The organism is Psychrobacter sp. DM4 (assembly GCF_051307035.1).
Lineage (GTDB): Bacteria > Pseudomonadota > Gammaproteobacteria > Pseudomonadales > Moraxellaceae > Psychrobacter.
Window position 1 is genome coordinate 354472 of record NZ_CP195536.1, and the last position, 22560, is coordinate 377031.

At 44.2% G+C, this 22560-nt stretch carries 17 protein-coding genes; 9 read left to right on the forward strand and 8 right to left on the reverse strand.

Translation table 11 applies throughout. The annotated features are described in order from the left end of the window. Positions 1 to 135: 135 nt before the first annotated feature. On the forward strand, positions 136 to 2970 hold the full coding sequence (gene secA, locus ACR64G_RS01610) for a preprotein translocase subunit SecA (protein ID WP_435979820.1): 2835 nt from the start codon (positions 136 to 138) through the stop codon (positions 2968 to 2970). Between the two features lie 227 nt (positions 2971 to 3197). Continuing rightward, on the forward strand, positions 3198 to 3719 hold the full coding sequence (locus ACR64G_RS01615; protein WP_435979821.1) for a hypothetical protein: 522 nt from the start codon (positions 3198 to 3200) through the stop codon (positions 3717 to 3719). 83 nt (positions 3720 to 3802) lie between these two features. On the opposite strand, the gene ACR64G_RS01620 is transcribed toward ACR64G_RS01615, so the two are convergent. From ACR64G_RS01620 to ACR64G_RS01640, 5 genes are all read right to left on the reverse strand, one after another. Continuing rightward, positions 3803 to 4402, reverse strand: a complete 600-nt coding sequence (locus tag ACR64G_RS01620; protein WP_435979822.1) for a YsnF/AvaK domain-containing protein — start codon at positions 4400 to 4402, stop codon at positions 3803 to 3805. Between the two features lie 196 nt (positions 4403 to 4598). Beyond that, positions 4599 to 5447, reverse strand: coding sequence for a DUF2382 domain-containing protein (locus ACR64G_RS01625; protein ID WP_435979823.1), 849 nt, complete (start codon positions 5445 to 5447; stop codon positions 4599 to 4601). Positions 5448 to 5909: 462 nt separating this feature from the next. Next, a complete protein-coding gene (locus ACR64G_RS01630) occupies positions 5910 to 7091 on the reverse strand; it encodes a thiolase family protein (RefSeq protein ID WP_435979824.1) in 1182 nt (393 codons plus the stop codon). Between the two features lie 169 nt (positions 7092 to 7260). Continuing rightward, positions 7261 to 8601: a homoserine dehydrogenase gene (locus tag ACR64G_RS01635; RefSeq protein WP_435979825.1), complete on the reverse strand. Its 1341-nt coding sequence runs from the start codon at positions 8599 to 8601 to the stop codon at positions 7261 to 7263. 90 nt (positions 8602 to 8691) lie between these two features. Further along, positions 8692 to 9570: a DsbC family protein gene (locus ACR64G_RS01640; protein WP_435979826.1), complete on the reverse strand. Its 879-nt coding sequence runs from the start codon at positions 9568 to 9570 to the stop codon at positions 8692 to 8694. A gap of 441 nt (positions 9571 to 10011) precedes the next feature. Between ACR64G_RS01640 and ACR64G_RS01645 the strand changes: the two genes are divergently transcribed. Then, complete coding sequence (locus ACR64G_RS01645) at positions 10012 to 10932, forward strand: DUF808 domain-containing protein (protein ID WP_435979827.1); 921 nt, start codon at positions 10012 to 10014, stop codon at positions 10930 to 10932. Positions 10933 to 11030: 98 nt separating this feature from the next. Here the strand turns inward: ACR64G_RS01645 and ACR64G_RS01650 are convergent, their stop codons facing one another. Next, positions 11031 to 15008 carry an Rne/Rng family ribonuclease gene (locus ACR64G_RS01650; protein ID WP_435979828.1) on the reverse strand — a complete coding sequence of 1326 codons (3978 nt, stop codon included), beginning with the start codon at positions 15006 to 15008 and terminating at the stop codon, positions 11031 to 11033. 1053 nt (positions 15009 to 16061) lie between these two features. Between ACR64G_RS01650 and ACR64G_RS01655 the strand changes: the two genes are divergently transcribed. Together ACR64G_RS01655 and ACR64G_RS01660 are read left to right on the forward strand one after the other, a co-directional pair. Next, positions 16062 to 17087, forward strand: coding sequence for an RluA family pseudouridine synthase (locus ACR64G_RS01655; protein ID WP_435979829.1), 1026 nt, complete (start codon positions 16062 to 16064; stop codon positions 17085 to 17087). 142 nt (positions 17088 to 17229) lie between these two features. Further along, positions 17230 to 17910, forward strand: a complete 681-nt coding sequence (locus ACR64G_RS01660) for an HAD-IA family hydrolase (protein ID WP_435980609.1) — start codon at positions 17230 to 17232, stop codon at positions 17908 to 17910. A gap of 77 nt (positions 17911 to 17987) precedes the next feature. Here ACR64G_RS01660 and yihA read toward each other — a convergent pair whose 3' ends face one another. After that, on the reverse strand, positions 17988 to 18740 hold the full coding sequence (yihA, locus tag ACR64G_RS01665; RefSeq protein ID WP_435979830.1) for a ribosome biogenesis GTP-binding protein YihA/YsxC: 753 nt from the start codon (positions 18738 to 18740) through the stop codon (positions 17988 to 17990). A gap of 234 nt (positions 18741 to 18974) precedes the next feature. Here yihA and ACR64G_RS01670 point away from each other — a divergent pair, with 234 nt between their 5' ends. The 4 genes from ACR64G_RS01670 to ACR64G_RS01685 all read left to right on the forward strand — a co-directional run bounded on the left by ACR64G_RS01670 (position 18975) and on the right by ACR64G_RS01685 (position 21902). Further along, positions 18975 to 19334, forward strand: a complete 360-nt coding sequence (locus ACR64G_RS01670) for a c-type cytochrome (RefSeq protein ID WP_435979831.1) — start codon at positions 18975 to 18977, stop codon at positions 19332 to 19334. Between the two features lie 308 nt (positions 19335 to 19642). Further along, positions 19643 to 20311, forward strand: a complete 669-nt coding sequence (locus ACR64G_RS01675) for a c-type cytochrome (protein ID WP_435979832.1) — start codon at positions 19643 to 19645, stop codon at positions 20309 to 20311. A gap of 104 nt (positions 20312 to 20415) precedes the next feature. Then, positions 20416 to 21564 (forward strand): hypothetical protein, encoded by a 1149-nt coding sequence (locus tag ACR64G_RS01680; protein WP_435979833.1) that lies wholly within the window; start codon positions 20416 to 20418, stop codon positions 21562 to 21564. Continuing rightward, on the forward strand, positions 21540 to 21902 hold the full coding sequence (locus tag ACR64G_RS01685) for an RnfH family protein (RefSeq protein WP_435979834.1): 363 nt from the start codon (positions 21540 to 21542) through the stop codon (positions 21900 to 21902). The genes ACR64G_RS01680 and ACR64G_RS01685 overlap by 25 nt, the downstream gene beginning before the upstream one ends. A gap of 50 nt (positions 21903 to 21952) precedes the next feature. Here the strand turns inward: ACR64G_RS01685 and ACR64G_RS01690 are convergent, their stop codons facing one another. Beyond that, a complete protein-coding gene (locus ACR64G_RS01690; RefSeq protein ID WP_435980610.1) occupies positions 21953 to 22378 on the reverse strand; it encodes an outer membrane protein assembly factor BamE in 426 nt (141 codons plus the stop codon). Positions 22379 to 22560 lie beyond the last annotated feature (182 nt).

Below are 22560 nucleotides of genomic sequence, written 5' to 3' on the forward strand. Positions count from 1 at the left end.
CGACTACCCTTGTATCCATCGTTAGCATAACCATATATAATGACGGCACACTTAGTTAGGTAGTACTTAGTCAGGTGGCGATAGGGTATCTACTCGTTTGCACTGATTATCGAATATTTCCATAGGTCAAAAATTATGTTATCAAAGATTGTAGGCAGTGTGGTTGGCACCAAAAATGATCGTGAGCTCAAGCGTATGCGCCGAGTGGTCACCAAAATAAACGCGCAAGAGGCAAGTATTCAAGCCTTGTCTGATGAAGAGCTACAACAAAAAACAGAAGAATTCAAAGCGCGATTTTTGAAGGGCGAGAGCCTGGATGCACTGCTACCTGAAGCGTTTGCGGTCTGCCGTGAGGCATCCTTACGTATCACAGGCATGCGCCACTACGATGTGCAGCTGATTGGTGGTATCACCTTGCACGAAGGCAAAATCGCCGAGATGAAAACGGGCGAAGGTAAAACCTTGATGGCAACCTTGGCCATTTATCTCAATGGTATTAGTGGCAAAGGCGTGCACGTAGTTACCGTCAACGACTATCTAGCCGCGCGTGATGCCGACTTGAACCGTCCTTTATTTAACTTTTTGGGACTTAAAGTTGGGGTCATCTATTCGCAGCAGCCGCCAATGGATAAGGTTGACGCGTATCAAGCTGACATCACTTATGGTACTAATAACGAATATGGCTTTGATTATCTGCGCGACAATATGGTCTTTAGCTTAGGCGAGAAAAAACAGCGTCCACTAAACTTCTGTATCATTGATGAGATTGATTCTATCTTGATCGATGAGGCTCGTACGCCGCTGATTATATCGGGTCAGGCCGAAGATTCCTCTAGAATGTACGCGCTGATTAATACCATTATTCCGGTACTGATTCGCTCAAAGGATGAAGAAGCTAATAAGAATAACGAAGAAGAAGACTTTTGGATTGACGAAAAGAACCGTCAAATTGAGATCAGCGAAAAAGGCTATGAGAAGATTGAGAGCTTCTTGATAGATGTGGGCGAACTTGGACCTGAAGAGAGTCTGTACAGCCCAAGCCGTCTGCCACTTCTCGCACACGTACAAGCCGCCATTCGCGCGCATCATATCTTTGTCAAAAACGTCCATTACATTGTTGATGAAGGCGAAGTAGTCATCGTCGATGAAAACACGGGTCGTACGATGCCAGGTCGTCGTTGGTCAGAGGGTTTGCATCAAGCGGTCGAAGCCAAAGAGAACACTGAGATTCAAGCAGAGAACCAAACACTGGCGACCACGACCTTCCAGAACTTTTTCCGTCTTTATGACAAATTATCTGGTATGACGGGCACAGCTGATACCGAAGCGGCTGAATTCAAATCTACTTATGATTTAGATGTTATCGTCATTCCGACCCATATGCCGATTGCGCGGGTCGATATGGATGACCAAATCTTTTTGACCAAACTAGGCAAGTACCAAGGCATCATCCGCGAGATCAAAGAGATTCAAGAAAAAGGCGCGCCGGTACTAGTAGGTACAGCGACTATTGAGGCCAGTGAAGAATTGTCTTATTTGCTGGATCAAGAAGGCGTCAAACACAATGTCTTGAATGCCAAGCAGCATGAGCGCGAAGCTGAAATCATTGCGCAGGCAGGTAGTCCTAAGTCTGTCACCATTGCCACCAACATGGCAGGTCGTGGTACTGATATTATCTTGGGCGGCAACTGGCAGTCATTTATCGAAGACATAGAAAACGTCAGCCCTGATGAAATGAAGCGACTAAAGGCAGAGTGGCAAGTCAAGCATGATCAAGTGGTTGCCGCAGGTGGCTTACATATCGTGGGCTCAGAGCGTCACGAGTCTCGCCGTATCGATAATCAGCTGCGTGGTCGTGCTGGTCGTCAGGGCGATCCAGGCATGTCGCGCTTTTTCTTATCGCTAGAGGACGATCTCATGCGTATATTCGCAGGCGATCGCGTGGTCAATATGATGAAGGCTATGGGTCTCAAAGAAGATGAGGCTATCGAGCACAAAATGGTCTCAAAATCTATCGAAAACGCCCAAGGCAAGGTTGAGAGCCGAGATTTTGATGCGCGCAAAAACCTACTTAAGTATGATGATGTCGCCAATGAACAACGTAAAGTTATTTATAGCCAGCGTGATGATTTATTGGCAGAGATGGATCTATTAGAAGCCATCGAGTCGATGAACTACGACGTCTACAATGCGATGATCAATCAATTTATCCCGCCAGGCTCTATCGATGATCAATGGAATATCGATGGTTTAGAGGATGAGCTTGAAGACGAGTTTAAACTCTATATGCCTATTAACGACTGGCTCGATGCTGATCGCCGCCTCGATGAAGAGGCGCTACGAGCTAAGATTATTCAAACCGCGCTCGATCATTACCACGGTCGCCGCGAGCAAATGGGCGAGCAAAGTGCTGCTCAGCTAGAGCGTCACTTTATGCTCCAAAGCTTAGATAAGCATTGGAAAGAGCATTTGACGCAAATGGATCAGCTGCGCAAGGGTATCCATCTGCGTGGTTATGCGCAAAAAAACCCAGAGCAAGAGTACAAGCGTGAATCATTTGAGCTGTTTCAGATGATGCTTGGAGCGATCAAGTCTGAGACCGTACAAGACTTATCACGCGTACATATCCCAACCAAAGAAGAGCTTGAGGCATTAGAGGCGCAAAAGCGGGCGGACGCTGAGCGTATGCAAATGCAATTTGAGCATGATGATGCAGGTGGTCTGGGCGGTGAGCGCAAGCCTGAAAATGAGCAAAACCAAGTCAATCAAGGTGCGCGTGCCAACGGTCAAGTGCGATTAAACTTAGGCGGCGCAGTAGCGGCAGCTGGGGCCAGTAGTGGCGGCGCAAGTAATGGCGCAAGCGCCCCTGACATGGAGCCAAACCCCTATGCAGGTATGAATGTCAGCCGCAACGCGCCTTGTCCTTGTGGCTCAGGTCTCAAATACAAGCAATGTCACGGCAAAATCTAGTCGCTCATATCCTGATGGTTGTCTAGATCACTTATGCCTATAGCTTAATTGCTATGGGCGTTTTTGTGGTGTCAAGAATAAAGGTGATAGGTTTAAGTTTATCTCTTTGAGATATCCATAATAGAAACCTAAAAACTTAAGCTTCGTATTTATTGCTTACAAATTGCGCATAGGCGTAGATATGCGGACAGGCTATAGTATTTAGCATATAAAATTAGGAGCAAATAATGAAGTTAAAATCACTGAAAAAAAGCCGTACCTCGTTGCTTATGACAGGTGTATTGGCTGCTATGCTCAGTATGAGTGCTTGTCAGCAAGACCCTGAGCCTAGTGTAGAAGATAATATTAGCGAAGAGCAAGCGGCTCCTATGTCAGCGGAACCCGCTGAGCCAAGCAGTGCGGTCGTAGCAGATGCCACTATAAATGAAGTCGAAAGTGATACAGTAGCAACTATCAATGATGATGTGATGCAAAGAATCTATCTGTGCTCTCCAACCTTGAAAGTTGAAGCCACGTATTTAGAAGACGATAATCAAGTGGTCCTAGGGACAGATAAAGGTACCGTAACTCTGACTCAAACCAATGAAGGCACCAATCCTGAAGCCTATGAAGTCAGCACAAATCTCAGCGGCGGCGAGGGCTATACTCAGTGGCGTACTGCGCATCAAGAGCGTGAGACTGGCGTACTACGTACCGCAAACGCTGATGAGTCCAATATTAATACTTACGAATGTAATGACTCACAATAAAATGTAATATTTTTGCCAATAAAAAAAGCAACACATCGTTGCTTTTTTTATTGGTACTATTTTAAATAAGCTACTTGTGACTACTACTTATTATTGACGTGTGAACCTTCATGCGCCAAAAACCCTTCTTCAGTGACATCAAGCTCTTCATGCTTAAGCTCTACCTGAATGCTATCCGTATGAGTATGAATGGTTTTTTTGACGTCAACTTCTTGAATAGCGTAAGTGTCTTTGGTAATGGTCGCCACTTGACGAGAGATAACGATCTCAATGGGCGCATCATCGATCTCAACTTGCGTGCCATTGATGTTAATGACCGCTTTGCTATCTAGTGAAGGTTCGACGTGACGCAATATATCTTTGTCATTGTAGTTACCAGACAACAGATCCTGACTCTTAGCATCACGATATTGAGTTTGAATGGTAATATACTCTTCAACCAACTCGATAGGAACGTCGATAGTCTTGGTACGAGTATGCTTAGTAATGGTAACTTTGCCTACATCAAGACGCTCTTTATTCACGACTGGACGCTCTTCTAGTAGCTCTAAATGACCAACGCCTTGTTTGATAACAGCATCGTTTTGGGTATCCAAAACACTGTTATGATCGGCAGATTGACTATTTACATCATGGTCAGTCATATCATTTGTATTTTCATTCTTACTATCATTGTGATCCATGATTACAATCCTTTTGTAGACAATCATTTACAGCGTTAGTGGTAGTTAATGACTGTTGTTGTATTGATAATTATATTACCTAACACAAAAAGGCCAGAGACGAGCTCTGACCTTAAAGTACTAAGCAAAAATACTTAGCTGCTTGTTATTACGGCTTACATTGTCTATAAATATAATGCCATAATAGTATTGCGTATTACATACCACGAGCGCGGCGTACATCATCGGCAGTAACATCGTTGCCTTCGTATAATTTGCCTTTACCATCTACAACGTTGCCATCACGGTCAATATCAAGCTCTTCGCGCTGAATGGTCTCAACAATAGTCTCAGTATGACGCTCGGTAGTTTTACCAACATTCACTTCTTCAGTGACATAAGTCTCTTTACCGACGCGAGCACGTTCAGCTTCTAGCTCCACAGCGATAGTTTCTGTCGTACCAGTTTCACCAATACGGCGATCTGTCGGACGATCTACATTAGTACGTTCGATATGAGCGTGTTCTTCTTCTAACTCTACATCAACGTTACGCTCTTCAGTAACTACGTGCTTACCTACTTTTACTAGACCTGCTACGATACGGTCTTTATTTACTGTCAAACGCTCTTCCAACAACTCTAGAGTATCTGGAGCATTGTAAGACGTCTCATTTAACTCCATACGCTCTTCAGTAGGAATAGTGTCTGCAACGAATGCTTTACGATCTTTTTCGTTCTGCTCTTTATAGCTATATTGGTAGTCATGGTCATAAACTTCCATAGCTTCTACTTGAGACTTGGTTAAACTATCAAAAAATACATCATCACCAACAATACGAGCTAAACCTGCTGGAATTAATACCTCTTTTGAGCTGAACCAACCGCCAACATCGGCGATTAAATAGCGAATACGACCTGTAGTATCTTCTACTAATGCACCATCAATTTTGCCAATTTTTTCTTCATTGACACCGTAGGCAGTTTTGCCTGTTGGATCATAATAGTCATCGCCGATTACATCACGATGAGTAGCTTGAATATCTTGTAAACGAATTAGTTGGCTCATTATTGTCTTCCTTAATTATAAATAGATTTTAACTGATACATAAATAGTCAACGACTAAAGATATCAGATGTATGTCTGCCGTTAATGCTTATCGAATTTTAAAACTATAAAAAAAGATAATAGCAGTCTGTTTTTTTTATCTTTATAGCTAATCAGCTAATCATTTGTGCGGTACGTATCGAAGTACGATCTTCTGTACTAAAGATAAGCTAGCCTTTGCATTAACCTGTAAATAGAGTAACACTCAAATATATTATACGATAGAGGGCTGAAGTAGCAAAGTGTGCATAGAAAGTAAGCGCATGTAATAGGCTGTAAAGGGCATAACATGGAATGGGTATAAGTTAACGATTTTTTACAACTGTAGACGCATGACCCTATTTTTGAGACGACAAAAAACCGCATAGCTACTAGCTATGCGGTAATCGAAAAAAACATATCATTAGACTAGCTGCACTTTAATTATGGCAACTCAATAGCTACTGCAACAGCCTCGCCGCCACCGATACATAGGGTCGCAATGCCCTTTTTGCCACCAGTACGCTTTAGTGAATTGATTAGCGTAATTAATATACGTGCGCCAGAACATCCTACTGGGTGACCAAGAGCGCAAGCACCGCCTTCAATATTGACTTTGGCATGATCAAGTTTAAACTCATCGATAGCAGCCATGGTGACCATGGCAAAAGCTTCGTTGATTTCCCAAAGATCAACGTCACTAGCTGACCAACCAGCATTGGCTAATACCTTTTCGATAGCACCAACAGGGGCGATCGTAAATTCACTTGGGTGACGTGAGTTTGAGGCCGTAGCGACAATACGTGCTTGATACTCTAAGCCGTCAGAATCTGCTTGTGATTCTTTCATGATCACGACAGCTGCCGCGCCATCTGATATAGAGCTGGCATTAGCAGCGGTAATCGTACCGTCTTTGGCAAAGGCTGGGCGCAGTGTTGGAATGCGTTCAGCGTTGGCAAGCCCTGGCTCTTCGTCAGTATCTACCGTTTGCTCACCTTTACGCGTCTTAAAGGTCACTGGAGTAATTTCGTCTTTGAAATGATCTTCTTTGATAGCCGTCAGTGCACGATTGAGAGACTCAATAGCGAAATCATCCATTTGCTCACGTGTATAGCCTTTCTCATCAGCCATCTCTTGCGCAAACTGCCCCATTAGTTTGGCTGTTTCGGCATCTTCTAAGCCGTCCAAGAACATATGATCTTTGACTTCTTGATGCCCCATACGATAGCCGCTACGTGCGCCTAACATAAGATAGGGTGCATTGGTCATTGATTCCATACCACCTGCGACCGCAATATCAAAACTACCTGCTTTGATACCGTCATGCGCTTGCATAACCGCTTTGAGACCAGAGCCGCACAACTTGTTGATAGTCACAGCGCCAGTGGCATCAGGCAAACCTGCTTTGCGCATGGCCTGACGAGCAGGACCTTGACCTAAACCTGCGGTCAAAATACAGCCCATAACCACTTCATCAATTTTATCAGCACTAATACCGGCACGCTCAACAGCAGCCTTTATAGCAGCAGCCCCTAAATCTGTGGCGCTGACGTCTTTTAGTACGCCTTGAAAACCGCCCATTGGTGTACGAGCACCATTAACAATTACAATCGAGTCATTTGACATCTTACTTATCCTTTATTGAGAAATATAATAAAAAACGTACCATTATAATGTATACCACTCGACTATAAATCAAGTAAGCTGACTATTAAGTAGGCTAAATAGTGGAGCGTAATGAAGTTTAATAACTGCGTTCAATAAAAAACATCCGCTATAGAGCCAATACAAATGTTTATGCCAGCTCATCTAAACGAATACGAACGACTTTGTCCGTGATCGATTCAAGCTTTTCTATTTTTTGAATGGCGACATTCATTTGGCTCTCAACAACAGGTAGCGTTAAGATAATGACAGGCACTTGCCCAAGCTTGTGCGCAGGCTTTTGTAATATGGCATCAATGTTGATACCTGCATCGCTCAATATACGAGTAATATCTGCCAATACCCCTGGGTGATCAAAAGCATGAACGCGCAGATAATAGCCGGTGGTCATTTGCTCAGCGCGCAATATAGGCGTATCAGAGAGCTGCTCCGGAATAAAAGCTAAATGTGGGACATACTGGCTGCTAGTACTAACATTATCAGAGCTGTCATTACTGCCTAAAACACGAACCAAATCCATAACATCAGCCATAACCGCAGAAGCGGTAGCTCCGGCACCAGCACCATCGCCGCAGTACAAGGTTTGGCCTAGCGGATGTGAGTTGACTAGCACCGCGTTTTTGACGCCATTGACGTTAGCGAGCAGGGCGTCTTGTGGAATAAGTGTTGGATGTACGCGCAGCTCAATACCAGCGTTATTGTCGTCGCCATCGCGGCGTACCGCAAAGCCTAAATGCTTGATACGGTAACCGAGCTCTTCAGCGTAATTGACGTCTTGTAAGGTAATACCTGTGATACCCTCGCAGTACACTTTGTCAAACTGTAGCGGAACGCCAAAGGCAATAGAGGCAAGTAGCGCTAGTTTGTGCGCTGCATCGATACCCTCAACATCAAAGGTTGGATCGGCCTCAGCGTAGCCTAATTCTTGCGCTTCTACCAAAACATCATCGAAAGGGCGACCTTTATCACGCATCTCAGTCATAATAAAATTGCCAGTACCGTTGATGATGCCAGCCAGCCAATCAATTCTATTCGCGGCAAGCGCTTCACGCATGACCTTAATAATAGGGATACCGCCCGCTACCGCAGCTTCATAAGCCACATGTACATTATTAGCGTCTGCCAAAGCAAAGATCTCGTTACCATGTTCTGCAAGCAAGGCTTTATTAGCTGTGACGACATGCTTACCTTGTTTGATGGCGTGAATGATGACGTCTTTGGCAAGGGTCGTACCGCCAATCAACTCTATAACAATATCAACATTGTCGCTACTAGCGACCGCCATCAAATCATCATTTTGAATGATACTAGTATCAATATCATCGCGCTGACGACGTGTACCAACCTCGGTAATAATAATATCACGTCCACTACGGCGCTTAAGCTCGCTTAGGTTGTCATTGATTAAGTGGACTACGCCAGTGCCTACAGTTCCTAGGCCAAGTATCGCTAATTTGATGGAATTACTCACAGTATCCTCAAGAGGTTAGATTAATAAATAAGAAATCAATTTAAGTTATAAGATATAAAGAACATAGCGTCTACTCTATGTATCGTACGATTATCTAGCTGCAGCAACGGCTTGCGCTAACTGGTCGGCTGGCAGGTAGCCACCAACTTGCTGACCTGATTCGGTAAATATAGCGGGTGTCCCGCGTACACCAAGTCTCGCTCCTAATGCCATTTGATCAGCGACAGGGTTGCTACAGCTTGGTGCTTGCACATTGGCGCCCATTTTTGCCTGGTTCATAGCTGCTTTGCGATCTTGGCTACACCAGATAGATTCCATCTTGGGGACGGACTCTTGGCTACGCGGCCATGCTAGATAGCGCACTTCGATACCGCGAGCATTGATGTCTGCCATTTCTTCATGAAGCTTACGGCAGTAGCCACAATCAGCATCAGTAAAAGCATAGACGATGGACTTGGTCTCGCCCGTAGCAGAGTAGATTACCATATCTTTCTTGTTAACTGCTTGTAGCGCCTCTTTTGCTGAATTGGCAATCAGCGCACCACTGATATCGACAGGCTCTACGCCGCCTACGGCAACGATCTGTCCTTGAATAATATGTTTGCCAGATTTATCCGTAAAAAAGGAAGGCAAACCCTCTGCGGTAACCCAGTAGATATCATCCATATCTGTAGGGATTGCAGACAAAATTGTACCTTCGATACCAGAGGTTTGAATATTCTTCTGTAAGGCTTGTACCACTGAGGCATCGCTCTCGGTAGAGAGAGGCGTTTGACTTTCCTTTGCCTGAGCACTACTAATGATACTGGTATTGTTAGTTGTATCGGTCGTATTGTTTGAACAGCCTGCTACCGCTACCGTTAAAATGCTCGTCAGCACAGCAGCAGGTAATTTACGCTGAGCAAACAATTTTTGAGTATACGATGGAGCAGCTTTAGTGGGTAGGGCCGGTAAGGAAAATAAGCTCATATGAGATGTCCTGTAGGTCTATAGACCTAGACGGTTGACTATAAAAAGTCGTCGATAGTTGTAAAAACAAGCGACAGCAGTAACAATAGCAGCCTTATGCCTGCAAAAAACATAATAGAGGGATATATTGCGCTCTATATTAGCATATTTTAATTCGTTGAAACTAAAGGCTATAGTAAGTTATTTGCAAGTATCATACCCAGTAACTCTAAATGAGTTTGCCAAGCAATTAATATTAGATACATTTGTACTATGTCATATCGTTTTATGCCTAGGTAATCTGTTGCAAACAGTTCTGCTATTATATAATACAACCAGCTGTAGCTCCAATAAGCATAGCACTGATCATAATAGATAGTGACAAAAGTGCTGTTCTTAATTCTTATAAAAGACTACAACGCTTTCGCTTTTTAATTAACCCTCATATTTTAAGGAATCTCCATGGCAGGTGCCAGTTTATTAACTCTTCTTGATGATATTAGCGTGATATTGGACGATGTATCAGTAATGACTAAAGTTGCCGCCAAAAAAACTGCTGGCGTGTTGGGTGATGACTTGGCACTTAACGCAGAACAGGTGAGTGGCGTTAAAGCGAATCGCGAGTTGCCTGTTGTGTGGGCTGTCGCAAAAGGCTCATTTATCAATAAGTTGATTTTGGTGCCAGCTGCACTATTAATCAGTGCGATTTATCCGCCGCTTGTGACCTTTTTGCTGATGTGCGGTGGGTTATTTTTGGTTTATGAAGGCGCTGAAAAGGTCATTCATAGGTTTTGGCCACATGTACTGCCGCATGATGAAGAACAAAACGCACGGCTGCAGGCCAACGCTGACGAGACTGTCGACTTGGTCGCCTTTGAGAAGCAAAAGATAAAAGGGGCTATACGTACCGATTTTATTTTATCTGCTGAGATTATTGTCATCGCTTTAGGTTCAACCGCGAGTGCTACCCTGTTGGAGCGCAGCTTAGTATTATCGATCTTAGCCATTGCCATTACTGTTGGTATATACGGTTTGGTGGCAGGCATCGTCAAGATTGACGATGCTGGTTTGCACTTGATGGAGCAAGAAGGCCAGATTAAACAAAAAGTAGGTAAGGTAATGTTCGCAGCAGCGCCGAAACTTATGAAGTTCCTATCAATTGCGGGTACGTTAGCTATGTTCTTGGTCGGCGGTGGTATTTTAGTTCATGGTATTGATTTTTTATATCATGGCGTGGAGGATTTAGCGCACCTTACTGGTATATTTGAAAGTGTGACGACCGCACTACTAAATGGTGTTATCGGTTTTGTTATCGGAGCTATCATCGTTGCTATATTCACAATAGTGGGTAAAATGCGAGGCGATAAGTCAGCTGCACATTAATTTTATCGAAGCTATGTATGAGTCTCTGTCTCTTTTTACAGAGCATAAAAAAGCCCCAAAGCTCGTTTGAGCTTTGGGGCTTTTTTATGAATGACGACCTAGTCTGTACTATCGCTATCATTCAGCTGCTCATTGTCTGAGCTATTGGCATCTGCTTGTTCGACTTGCGTTGGCTTCTTATGATCTGTCTTAGGCTTACGACTACGAGCCTTTGGCACTTTGGGCGTAGTTAGGTTGAACATGCCCGACTGCGGTAACAATTGTTCTGCCACGTTCTCAATCATGTTCTTGTAACTGGCAATCGTCGTTTTTGATTTACTTGTCTGAGCGTCATCTCGAACTGCTTTACTACCTTCAGCCACGTTTTGCGCTTCGTCAGTTTCAGCACTGTTATCAGCGATTAGCAGTTTTTCGCTATCCTCTGTCACATCATCTGCCTGTGCTTGACTACTCAAAGCTGTAGCAGCAATATCATCCGCTGCTACATTGCGTTTACTAGTTTTCACCTCTTCGATATCCATCTCAGGCTTATCTACCGGTGCGCTGCTAGCTGCCGTGTTTGTCTGATACTCAGGATGCTGACCACGCGGATCATTGCTCGCACGCTGACCGATAGCCTTAGGTGTTGCTTCAGTCTTGCCTTGTGCTGCTGCGAACTGACTGACAGCTTGGATCATCGTATCGAAACGTGTCAAGTAATCAGCGCTCAGAGGGTCATAACCATAGTTACTAAAGTCAAAGTTAGTAGAACTAGGCTCACTATGGTCAGACTCGCTAGCATCAACGCTTTGCTCGTCAGTTGTCGGTTGTGCTTTTGCTTTATGTATAGCGATAGCCTCAATAAAGCAGTTAATCACACCATCTTCTGCCAAACGCGCTTCTGCCTTTGGTAGTAGCGCATGGATGAACCTGCCGACGGTACCACTTATAGTTGGCATGGCAGTAGAGGTATCTGCAACCTGCGTATCTGCTGGCATGACGGGCTGCGCCTGCTGACGACGCACGACACGTGGATCGTTACTGGCTTGACCGAACTTATTGGCAGTCACGTAACGGGCAGCAAAAAGCTCATCACGACCAAAGTCAAGCGTACTAGTTGCTGTATCGGCTTGATCATTGATTAGGATGCTCTCATCAGTCTGCGATGTTTCTGATATTTTTGGTGCGACCACGGTTGTTGAATTTTCAGCAGCATTGGACTCTGCTGACGCTTGGGTTTTTGCCTTTGACTGATCCTGAGCACTCTCATCAGACAGTGTGTCAGTCACTTGCTCGTTTTGAGTGGAACTGGTATCTGAAGGTAGTTTCTCAGTTTTGACAGTAGACGACTCATCTTGATTGTCTTTTGTGCGACTTTCTGTTGCTACAGTGCTTGATGTTTTGTTTTCGATTTGGTCTTCAGTTTGATCTTCAACCCGACCCTTAACTTGGTTGGAGTTCGACGAGTCATTGTCTGTAGCTGTTTGTTTGTCTGCCGACTTTGTCTTACTGTCATCCAAGGAGAGATGAACCACCTCTGGCGTCTTTAATTTGACTGGCGATTCGTTCACTTGCAAGGTGACTTCATTGGGATCTTGGTTGCGCCGCGCCTGACTGGACGTTTTGCTATTCTCAGATCTTTTAGAGTTATTATCTTGCTTAGTCTCATTAGACGTTAGCGTTTCAGCGCGCTCAAGGGTGCCACGTGAACCGCGCTGACTATGGGACTTGCGTTTGCTACGAGTTTGCTCATTAGACGTATCAGCGTTTTTTTGCTCCGTATCGGGGCGCTCGCTTTGGTCTTGTCGAGTGTTTTGAGAGTGACGGCTATTGCGATTGCTACCACGTCGATTATCTTGACGTTTATTTTGAGCATTGTTCTGAGCGTTATCGTCGCTAGTGCTATCAGCCTGATTGGTATCACTATCAGCGACGTCAATAGTCTCATCGCGCGTCTCTTTTCTCTGACGCGGTTTTGAGGATCTTGATTTACGCGTTTTGCGACGACGTCTATCGTCACTGCTTTCATCGTCATGATCATTGTCCGAGCGGCGCGTTTGCTGAGGCTTGTTTTGACTGTCAGCTTGTAAGTTGGAGGTATCTTGACTACCGCTCAAGGCTTGGTCATTCACTTGACCGAAAGTACCTCGGCTCTGAGCACCCGTATTGACAATAGCTTCAATGGCTTCAGCTGCATCATGGCTACTGACGCTGCGCGTGGTCTGCGCTTGCGGTGCTTGTGAGAACAGGTTCGATAACCAAGCGACCGCTTGCGGCTGAGCGGCGGCAGTGTTGTCAGGTTGCTGACTAGGTGCTACTTGGACACTAGCTTGCTGGTTCGCTACGGTACTGTTTTTGCTACGGTGATCATTGCTACGCTCAGTAGAGTTGTCCTGAGTCGTACTCTGACTATTGTGATGCGGGTTTGCTGATTGACCAGTTTGCTTATTGCTCTGCGCGGATGGTTTTTGAGTATTTGATGCGCTATTTTGAGCGCTTGATGACGCTCGCGGTTGACGAGTAGGCTGCTGCTCTGGACGCACCGAATCAGCGGTTTGCCAGTCGACATCATAGCCCAAATCACTATGCTCTTGCTGCTGCGTATCAGTGATGCGCTCATAACTTGAAGGCGCAAAACCATCACGGTTAAAGTGCAATTTGAAGTTCGGTGATTCCAGATGCGCATGTGGCAAAATAGTAATACGGGTACCGCTATCTTGCTCCAGATATACTAAGGCATCGCGTTTTTCGTTAAGCAAAAAAGCTGCGATATCAGTCGGTACTTCGGCTTGCACCTCACCTTGGCGCTCTTTTAGTGCAATCTGCTCAATTTGACGCATAATCGATAGCGACAAAGAACGCAGGTCACGAATCATACCGTTGCCATGACAGCGCGGACAGATATAGCCTGTTGATTCTTCTAGCGACGGACGCAGGCGCTGACGGCTCATCTCCATGAGCCCAAACTTAGAGATCTCACCAAATTGAACACGCGCGCGATCGTATTTTGTCGCATCAATCAGACGTTTTTCGACCTCTTTTTGGTTCTTATTGTCATTCATATCAATGAAATCAATGACAATAAGACCACCCATATCGCGCAGACGCAATTGACGAGCAATCTCATCGGCGGCTTCTAAGTTGGTATGATAAGCCGTCTCAGCGACATCTGAGCCTTTGGTCGACTTAGCGGAGTTGATATCGATAGAGACCAAGGCTTCAGTTTGGTCGATAACGATTGAGCCGCCTGATGGCAGGCGCACTTCACGCTGATAGGCAGTCTCGATTTGTTTTTCGATATTAAAGCGTGAGAACATCGGCTCATAATCGGTATACTTGCGCAGTTTTTCAGCTTGTTTTGGCATGACCGCATCGATGAAGCCTGCCGCTTCAATATAAGCGTTTTCGTTATCGATCCAAATCTCAGTGATGTCATCACGCAAATAGTCTCGAACCGCACGCGTAACGACGCCAGCCTCTTGATGCACAAGACGCGGTGAAGGATATTTTTGGTTTTGTTCCTGAATGGCTTGCCAGATATTGAGCAGATGATTTAGATCGTGTTGCAAGTCCTCTTGTGTCTTACCAATACCTGCTGTACGGATAATAACGCTCATGCCCTTTGGCAGATCGAGGTTGCTCAGCATACGCTTCATGTCTTCACGCAGTTTGCCTGAGATTTGACGAGAGATTCCGCCGCCGCGAGGGTTGTTTGGCATTAGTACCAAGTAGCGACCCGCTAATGACACATAAGTCGAAAGGGCAGCGCCTTTGTTACCGCGCTCTTCTTTTTCAACTTGTACGATCAGCTCATCGCCTTCTTTGATGAGTTTTTTGATATTTTCATCACGCGGATTGCCGCTCAGATACTCGCTTGATATTTCACGAATAGGCAGGAACCCTTGGCGCTGTGAGCCATATTCAACGAACACCGCTTCTAATGAAGGCTCAACACGAGTCACATGGCCTTTATATATGTTGGATTTTTTTTGTTCACGAGTACGGTTTTCTAAATCAAAATCGTATAGATGATTGCCTTTACAGAGGGCAACACGAATCTCTTCGTTTTGAGTGGCGTTAATTAAAATGCGTTTCATATTTATATCCTATGAGGACGCACAGTAACGACGGTATACAGGTAAGCTCAGTGGCAAGTGCGATGACTAATTATCGCGATCGTAGACGTTTTATCGTAAGATAATAACGAGGCCTATTTGACAGTTTATGCTTATGCTTTTTGAGTTAAGACTCAGATGCTAGGCATAATGTTATTGATTGGCACAGAAGATATAGATCGTAACTCTATAAATTGTCTGTTTTTATACTTTCTTTATAAGCTAGCTATTTATGGGCTTGATACAACAATGTAGCGATAAATAGAGTGCTCATTTGAGCTGTATAATTCAGTCGTACATGACGAGTAGTGATTCACTATTTCTAGTTTTTTGTATCCGTTGTTAGCAGATGCATTATGCATTGGGTGTTAGGCAGTACATAAATAATCAAATCTGATCGAGCAGCTTGGTATTATTACTCAAACGGCGCTATTAAAAGGGTTGTCAGATGGCGTCATGCCAGTACCAGTAATCAATAATTTTTAGTTGTCTTATCGCACTAAGCGATAGTCTGATAATAAGGGTTGTAAATCCTTGATGCTCAGTTCAGACTTTTATAGGGTTATCTATTATTTTGACGAATAAAACGTCTATCAAAAACAGTAAAATTACTCTTTATAGCTTTGCTTATTATCAGCGGGGCGTACTTGGCAAACAAAATAAAAGTCCGGCTTGTAAGGCTAAGACTAGGCTTTAAGATAGCTTTGAGACTTGAGGGTAGGGTTATTGTCACTATCCAATGGTCACAATCTATCAGTAAGCTGCTATCGATTATGTTTGACCGCCAACACGTAGGCAGCTAAAAGTAACTTATCTGCTTAAACTTGCTCAACTGCGCCGTCTAAATGATCACAATAAATGGCTTGTAAGGCCATAAAACAAATCAAAGTGTCGTTGTGCGCGTGTTAAGTAAAAAAAGGGTTTAATGGGGTGTCACAGTTATACTTTAAAATCGGATGAGACGCGTAACGTTACCGCCACCCGTGCTCAACATGCTAAACTATAGCAAATCTTTGTGTAAATACCTAACTAAAAATGACAAATCAAGTAACGACAAACAACGAAAGCCTTCATCAAGCCCCTGCTATCTTCAATAGTAAGACTCGCCCCCAAAGCGCAGATGATGAGATCGGAAACTTTGAAAAAGTAAATTATCTTGAGGTTACCCGCCATCAGCACGATCAGCGCTTGGATAACTTTTTGCTTAACCGCCTCAAAGGTCTGCCAAAATCGCACATCTACAAGATGATTCGCTCCGATGAGATTCGAGTGAATAATAAGCGCTGTAAAGCGCATGATAGATTACAGCGTGAAGATGTGGTGCGTATCGCGCCTGTACAGCTAGCAACCCGAGAAAAACCGATTATCAGCGCTGAATTTGCCAAAAGCTTGCTGGCACGTGTGGTGTATGAAGATGAGGGTCTGATAGTGCTCAATAAACCCTCAGGGATCGCTGTACATGGTGGTAGTGGCCTCAATTTTGGAGTTATTGAGGCGATGCGCGAAGTCACAGGCAAAAAGTACCTAGAGTTGATACATCGTATCGATAAAGACACCTCAGGGCTGCTTATGATTTCTAAGAAGCGCTCAACGCTCAAAGCCTTGCAACAGCATCTAGTCGACAAAACCATTCAAAAGCATTATTTGTGTCTAGCCAAAGGTCAGCCTGCGCTAGGTGAGCTGCGTATCGATGCGCCATTATTGCGCTATACGGTGGCAAGTGGTGAGCGCCGAGTCAAGGTTGATGCCAAAGATGAGCAAGCCAAAGAGAGCCAAACGGATATCAGCGTTCACGCGCGTTTTACCTTGAACAATCAGCCAGTAAGCCTAATAGAAGCCAAGCCACTGACCGGACGCACCCATCAGATACGCGTACATCTAGCGCATATTGGCCATGCGATTTTGGGCGATGACAAATACCATGTCCATGACAAATCAGGTGTACATCGCTTGTGCTTGCATGCTTGGCGCTTAGACATCCCAGGTTATGATCCGATTACCGCGCCGCTGCCTGAAGAGCTCCTCGCGCTAATACCCAATGACCAAACGTTGCCACAATAACTTGCCGCAATAACTAGGCAAGCAAGACTACTCAAACTAACACAGATACAACATCGATAATGGCTTGCTCACTATACTGGCAAGCCATTTTTATATGCTATAAAGGTTAGCTATGAATAAAAATAATAACGCAAATAACACTATGCTCTCTATTCAAGATTCACCACTAATAAGTCGTCCATCCGATAAATCTTTAATGATCTTTGATTGGGACGGCACCTTAATGGATTCTATAGGGCTTATCGTTGAGTCTATGCATATCGCAGGAGAGGCGCATGGTTTTGATACGACAGATGACGCTGTAAAAGTCATCATTGGACTTAGTTTGATGAAGGGTATCGATATCTTGTACCCCAAAGCATCTGATACTCAAAAACAGGATATTCAACACAGTTATGTCGCGCATTATGTCGCTAACAGTCATTGCACGCCTTTTTTTGACTCAATAGAGCACATGCTAAAAACGCTACAGCAGCGCGGCAAAATCCTTGCTGTAGCAACAGGAAAAAAGCGTCAAGGACTTGATAGAGTTTTGGATGCGTCAAACAGCCATCATTACTTTGCGATTACGCGCAGCACAGATGAGTCAGGCTCTAAACCTGATCCGCAGATGCTCAGTGATATTTTAAATCATACGCGGCAGCACGTATCTGATGCCGTATTTATCGGTGATAGTATCTACGATATTCAAATGGCAAATGCGCTTGGTATGATGAGTATCGCGGTCAATTATGGTGCGGCGTCTAGCAGTACTCTTGCAGAGCAAAACCCCACTTATCAGGTTGACTCACCGCAAGAGTTAGCTGAGATTTTGTCTGGTTAAGTGTGTTTTTTAGGTAAAAAAAAGGGTTATCGTTAATAGCGATAACCCTTTTTTAAAATTAATCAGCAACAAATAACTTATTTTGCTGGCTGATCCTGTTCAGCAGTTTCTTCTACGTCTAAAATCTGCGCATCATTTGCATGAATAGGGTATTCAAGGGCATTATCCTTATTGAGCTTGTATTCATACCAATGACCCATCACCCCAGCCAATTCATCAAGACCTTCTTTTCTGAGGGCGGAGAATAGCTGAATAGTACAGTCAAGACTCAGCTCTTTTAGTCTTTTGCGAGTATTCAGTAAGGCGTTTTTGGAAGCGCCATATTTGAGCTTATCCGCTTTGGTCAACAAGATGTGAACCGGTAACTCTCCGTCTTTGGCCCAATGTAGCATTTGCTCATCAAAAAATTTGAGCGGATGACGGATGTCGCTCATGAGCACTAGACCCGCCAAACTTGAACGGGATACTAAGTACTCTTCAAGCTCGACCTGCCACTCTTTTTTCATCTCAAGCGGAACGGCTGCGTAGCCATAACCTGGCAAATCAACCAGACGAGTATCAGTATCACCAATACTAAAAAAGTTAATCATCTGCGTGCGCCCAGGCGTTTTTGATGAGCGCGCTAGCTGACGCTGATTGGTAAGCGCGTTGATCGCTGAAGACTTACCTGCATTTGAGCGTCCAGCAAAAGCAACTTCGAAGCCCACATCAGGAGGACAAAGTCGAAAAGTAGGTGCTGAGGTCATAAACTCAGTTTGCTGTATACGCTGACGAGACTTGGTATTAAAAACCGCATCTTCAGCAGCAACATCGTTGAACGGGGTACTCATAAGTGACTCGTTATTGTAAAAATAAAATTTGGCTTGAATAGGTAATGAGGTATAGATGCAGCATAACATTAAAAAAGATAGCGGCTTAGCAAAATTATTAAAGGCGGCGTGACGAGCCTGCGTAATCCGTCTATTTGCGACTTACCAAAGCCAAACTTGATAAGTCTACCTTATGTTGACATATTTGGTTACAATGATAATTGAACGATAATTGAACAAGGAAGGAGGTGTTCCATGAATATTGTCACCACACTTTTGATCAAATCATCATCGATAGGCTTATATAGAGCCAAACGTCTATTAGTCAGTAGCAGTATTATAGGGATCATGAGCTTAGCGATGACAACAGGCGTTTATGCAGCTGACATAGAGGCTATCTATGATGACTCTTGCGCCGCTTGTCATAACAGTGGCGCTCTGAAGGCTATCAAAAAAGGCGATAGCGCTAAATGGCAAAAACTCATACAGCAAAAGGGCATGCCTACGCTTATCGATTCTGTCAAAAACGGTATGACCCAAATGCCAGCAGGCGGCTTGTGCGAGACTTGTAGCGACGAGGATTACCGCCAGTTAATAAAGCATATGGCCAAATAATCAAAGCCACTTAAGTGAAACTATCCGATAGAGTCTACCAAGATCAATTGGTAGAAAAACCATAGGGTGCTAGGATTAAGTAGGCAAATACTACAAAGTCTTGCTATAATATTTATAAATAAACCCTGATATCAGTAAGTTATTTTGAATAGTAGACAATCAAAATTTTATAGTCAAAAACTAGTGATTTTACACCTTTAGTTAGTAGACATAAAACATCATTTCAACTTACCCTGTTGAGCTGATGCACTAAACGGTCACTGTCTATCTCAAATTACGCTTATGCCGAGCCAGTAGGATTTTTATCAATGAAAAAGTTAATTGCTGCCGCCAGCTTATGTGTTGCAAGTTTCAGCGCCCACGCTGCTATTATTGTCCCTGAACACGATATCAATGCGGGTAAACAGATCGCGGAAACTGTATGTGCCGCTTGCCACGGCGTTGACGGCGTTAGCCCGATTCCAACACAGCCAAATCTTGGCGGACAAAACGTCAAGTATTTATACAAGCAGCTGGTCAACTTTAAGTCAGGCTATCGTGTCAACGGTATTATGCAATCACAAGTTGCCAACTTATCACAGCAAGATATGGCAAACGTCGCAGCTTACTACTCTTCACAAGCGCCATGGAGCGTAGGTTTTGGTAATCCTGCCACTCATCAAGAAGCGACCAAACTGTTCCTTGGCGGCGCTAAATCACGTAATGTCATCGGCTGCGCTGGCTGTCATGGGCCTGATGCTGCTGGCAATGCATGGGCTGCATTTCCGCGCTTAGGTGGACAGCATGCTGAATACATCTCAACACAGCTCAAGCTTTTCCGCGCTGCAGGCCGTGAAGACGATGTCGATGGCGATGCTCAGATGCGTTACAATGATGCCGCAAAAAAGGGCGAGAAAGGCATGATGCAAACGGTTGCTTCAAGATTGTCAGATCGCGATATTCGTATCTTGTCAGATTATATTAGCGCGGTTCACTAAGACTTTTAGCGCCTTTTTTTACTGAATTATAAAGCCCCGTTATCGGGGTTTTTTTATCATTATAGCTTTACTATTCTTATTTGCTCCTTTTGGTTGAGATTATCATGATTCGCTACGCTTCTTATTTTGTTGCCGCTCTTTTGCCACTGCTACTCTTTCGTTGGTTTGCACCTACTGCTATTGGTGAGATTGATTTTTGGCTGCTATGGCTACTAGCTATGATACTAGTGTCATTGCCTGTAGTGTATGCTGAGATTGCCTTGGCTTATCGTAGTATTGATGCGCCGATAGCTGGTATGCAAAAACTGACGAGAGAGGCAGATGCTAGTCCATTATGGCGTAGTTTTGGTTGGTTGGCAGCCCTTGTCTCTATCGTAATCGCAGCACTAGTCATATCAGGATCAGCTGATGGCATTATGACAGGCCTTAATGCACTTGATAGTGCTCCTGCTATTCCAAGCTTTGCAATTGCTGCAGGTCTAATGGTAGTAGCAGTACTGTTAAGTTTACTGGGCGTAGCACCTCTACCTATAGGTCTTGGTCTTATGGTACTAGGTCTGTTACTTGGAGTGGTCAACGGTCTACCTCAGATTGAGTTTGCGATGACCAATGTCAGTTTAAGAGAGTGGGCTCGTGCAGTGGCTTTGGCGTTAGTCAGCGTTGGCGCAGGTACTGGACTCTATTGGTTCGCTCAGAACTTAGTCGCCAAGCAAGTGGTCAGTGCAGTAGCATCACAGAATGATAGTGGTGATAACACTCCAACAGCCCATGCTTCAAACCGCTCTACTGTCTATCGTGCGACCAAACTAGTATTACCGATTTGGATGCTGCAGCTTATCGTTGGGGTTATAGCGCTATTTATCAGCGGACTGAGCCTGCCACCGATAGCTAAATTGCTGTATGGAGTAGGGGTGATCTTTGTCGCCAGTTATTTATTGCATTACGCCGCTCAGCAACTGAGCCACAAATTTGGTGTTATTGCCAGCTTACTGATAACACTTGTACTAGGAGTGCTACTGACGGTAGTCGTGCCATCGACTTGGTTGGTTGGACTGCTGGTTATTGTTAGCACTATTGCTGTCTTATTATTGTCCGTATTTGCAGGATGGCAGATGAAAATCAGTCACTTACGCAAATCACTAAATTTTAGTAATGAAGCATTTTATAACTTATGGCGTGTGGCTATACGCTTAATCGTTCCTCTAGCCCTGATATTGGCTCTAGTAGGATGGATGATGCAATGGTTGAGCTGATAGCAAGTCAGATCAAAAACTTAGAGACGATAACCGTATATTTAGCTTATGCTGAAGACGAGCAGCACCAGCACTATACTACGCTTGAGGTTGTAGAGGGAACGGTGCTGTATGAAGCATTAGCACAATCAGGATGGCTGACAAAGTTTGCAGCGTTGGCCTCTTGGTGTGAGCAGGTAGCAGAGACAACAGTGCCAGCGGCGAAGCGCTGGCACGTTGGTATTTATTCGCAAAAGCAGCCACTGAGCTATCTATTACAGCCCTTTGATCGTATCGAGATATATCGGAGTTTAAGCGCTGACCCAATGTCTCAGCGCAAAAATAAATCTGATCGTTAAGTCGCTATAACTACCAAAAAGTATCTATGGCTATCCAATCCTAAACGGTTCTAAGATACGGGAAGGGTCTCTATACCCTCAATACGAGTAACAATACCCCTATCATCAAAATAAACAATCAGGTGCTGACTGGCGTTTTTGACATCGGCTATACCTTTTCTTTCGCCTTCAGTACCTGCCTTGTAGTCATAAATATAATCCCAACGATCGGGCGCTAAAGTATCTTTGATAGCGGGGCTACCCAAGGCATATAGTACCTGGTTTTGATTCATACCTACTTGAATCTTTTGCGCTTGTACTTGAGTGATAGGAGTCCCTTGCGGCAAGTCTATCTTGTATACGCTGAGCAAAGAGCAGCCAGACATAGCAACTGATGCGCTCAGTAGGCTGATAGTAGCCGCTTTGCGTAACACGCTTAGTGGCAGAGCATAAAACAATCGAGAGGTTGATGACTTTATCATGATAAGATGACTCATTAAAGATGGATTAGGCGCGATAGGTGACACTCTACCGACAATCTTGGACAAATGATACGTCATTTACAGGATATTGCCTACTACTTACGTCATTATTTACCAAATACTCTATAAGATGATAAGCTGTTTTTATATTAGATTCATGGACTTGCGCTTTGGTAGCTATAATGCCCGTCATAAAA

Excerpts from the sequence above, each read along its gene's own strand:
- secA (WP_435979820.1), top strand. The coding sequence starts at position 136 with ATGTTATCAAAGATTGTAGGCAGTGTGGTTGGCACCAAAAATGATCGT.
- ACR64G_RS01615 (WP_435979821.1), top strand. The coding sequence starts at position 3,198 with ATGAAGTTAAAATCACTGAAAAAAAGCCGTACCTCGTTGCTTATGACA.
- ACR64G_RS01620 (WP_435979822.1), bottom strand. The coding sequence starts at position 4,402 with ATGGATCACAATGATAGTAAGAATGAAAATACAAATGATATGACTGAC.
- ACR64G_RS01625 (WP_435979823.1), bottom strand. The coding sequence starts at position 5,447 with ATGAGCCAACTAATTCGTTTACAAGATATTCAAGCTACTCATCGTGAT.
- ACR64G_RS01630 (WP_435979824.1), bottom strand. The coding sequence starts at position 7,091 with ATGTCAAATGACTCGATTGTAATTGTTAATGGTGCTCGTACACCAATG.
- ACR64G_RS01640 (WP_435979826.1), bottom strand. The coding sequence starts at position 9,570 with ATGAGCTTATTTTCCTTACCGGCCCTACCCACTAAAGCTGCTCCATCG.
- ACR64G_RS01645 (WP_435979827.1), top strand. The coding sequence starts at position 10,012 with ATGGCAGGTGCCAGTTTATTAACTCTTCTTGATGATATTAGCGTGATA.
- ACR64G_RS01650 (WP_435979828.1), bottom strand. The coding sequence starts at position 15,008 with ATGAAACGCATTTTAATTAACGCCACTCAAAACGAAGAGATTCGTGTT.
- ACR64G_RS01655 (WP_435979829.1), top strand. The coding sequence starts at position 16,062 with ATGACAAATCAAGTAACGACAAACAACGAAAGCCTTCATCAAGCCCCT.
- ACR64G_RS01660 (WP_435980609.1), top strand. The coding sequence starts at position 17,230 with ATGCTCTCTATTCAAGATTCACCACTAATAAGTCGTCCATCCGATAAA.
- yihA (WP_435979830.1), bottom strand. The coding sequence starts at position 18,740 with ATGAGTACCCCGTTCAACGATGTTGCTGCTGAAGATGCGGTTTTTAAT.
- ACR64G_RS01670 (WP_435979831.1), top strand. The coding sequence starts at position 18,975 with ATGAATATTGTCACCACACTTTTGATCAAATCATCATCGATAGGCTTA.
- ACR64G_RS01675 (WP_435979832.1), top strand. The coding sequence starts at position 19,643 with ATGAAAAAGTTAATTGCTGCCGCCAGCTTATGTGTTGCAAGTTTCAGC.
- ACR64G_RS01680 (WP_435979833.1), top strand. The coding sequence starts at position 20,416 with ATGATTCGCTACGCTTCTTATTTTGTTGCCGCTCTTTTGCCACTGCTA.
- ACR64G_RS01685 (WP_435979834.1), top strand. The coding sequence starts at position 21,540 with ATGGATGATGCAATGGTTGAGCTGATAGCAAGTCAGATCAAAAACTTA.
- ACR64G_RS01690 (WP_435980610.1), bottom strand. The coding sequence starts at position 22,378 with ATGAGTCATCTTATCATGATAAAGTCATCAACCTCTCGATTGTTTTAT.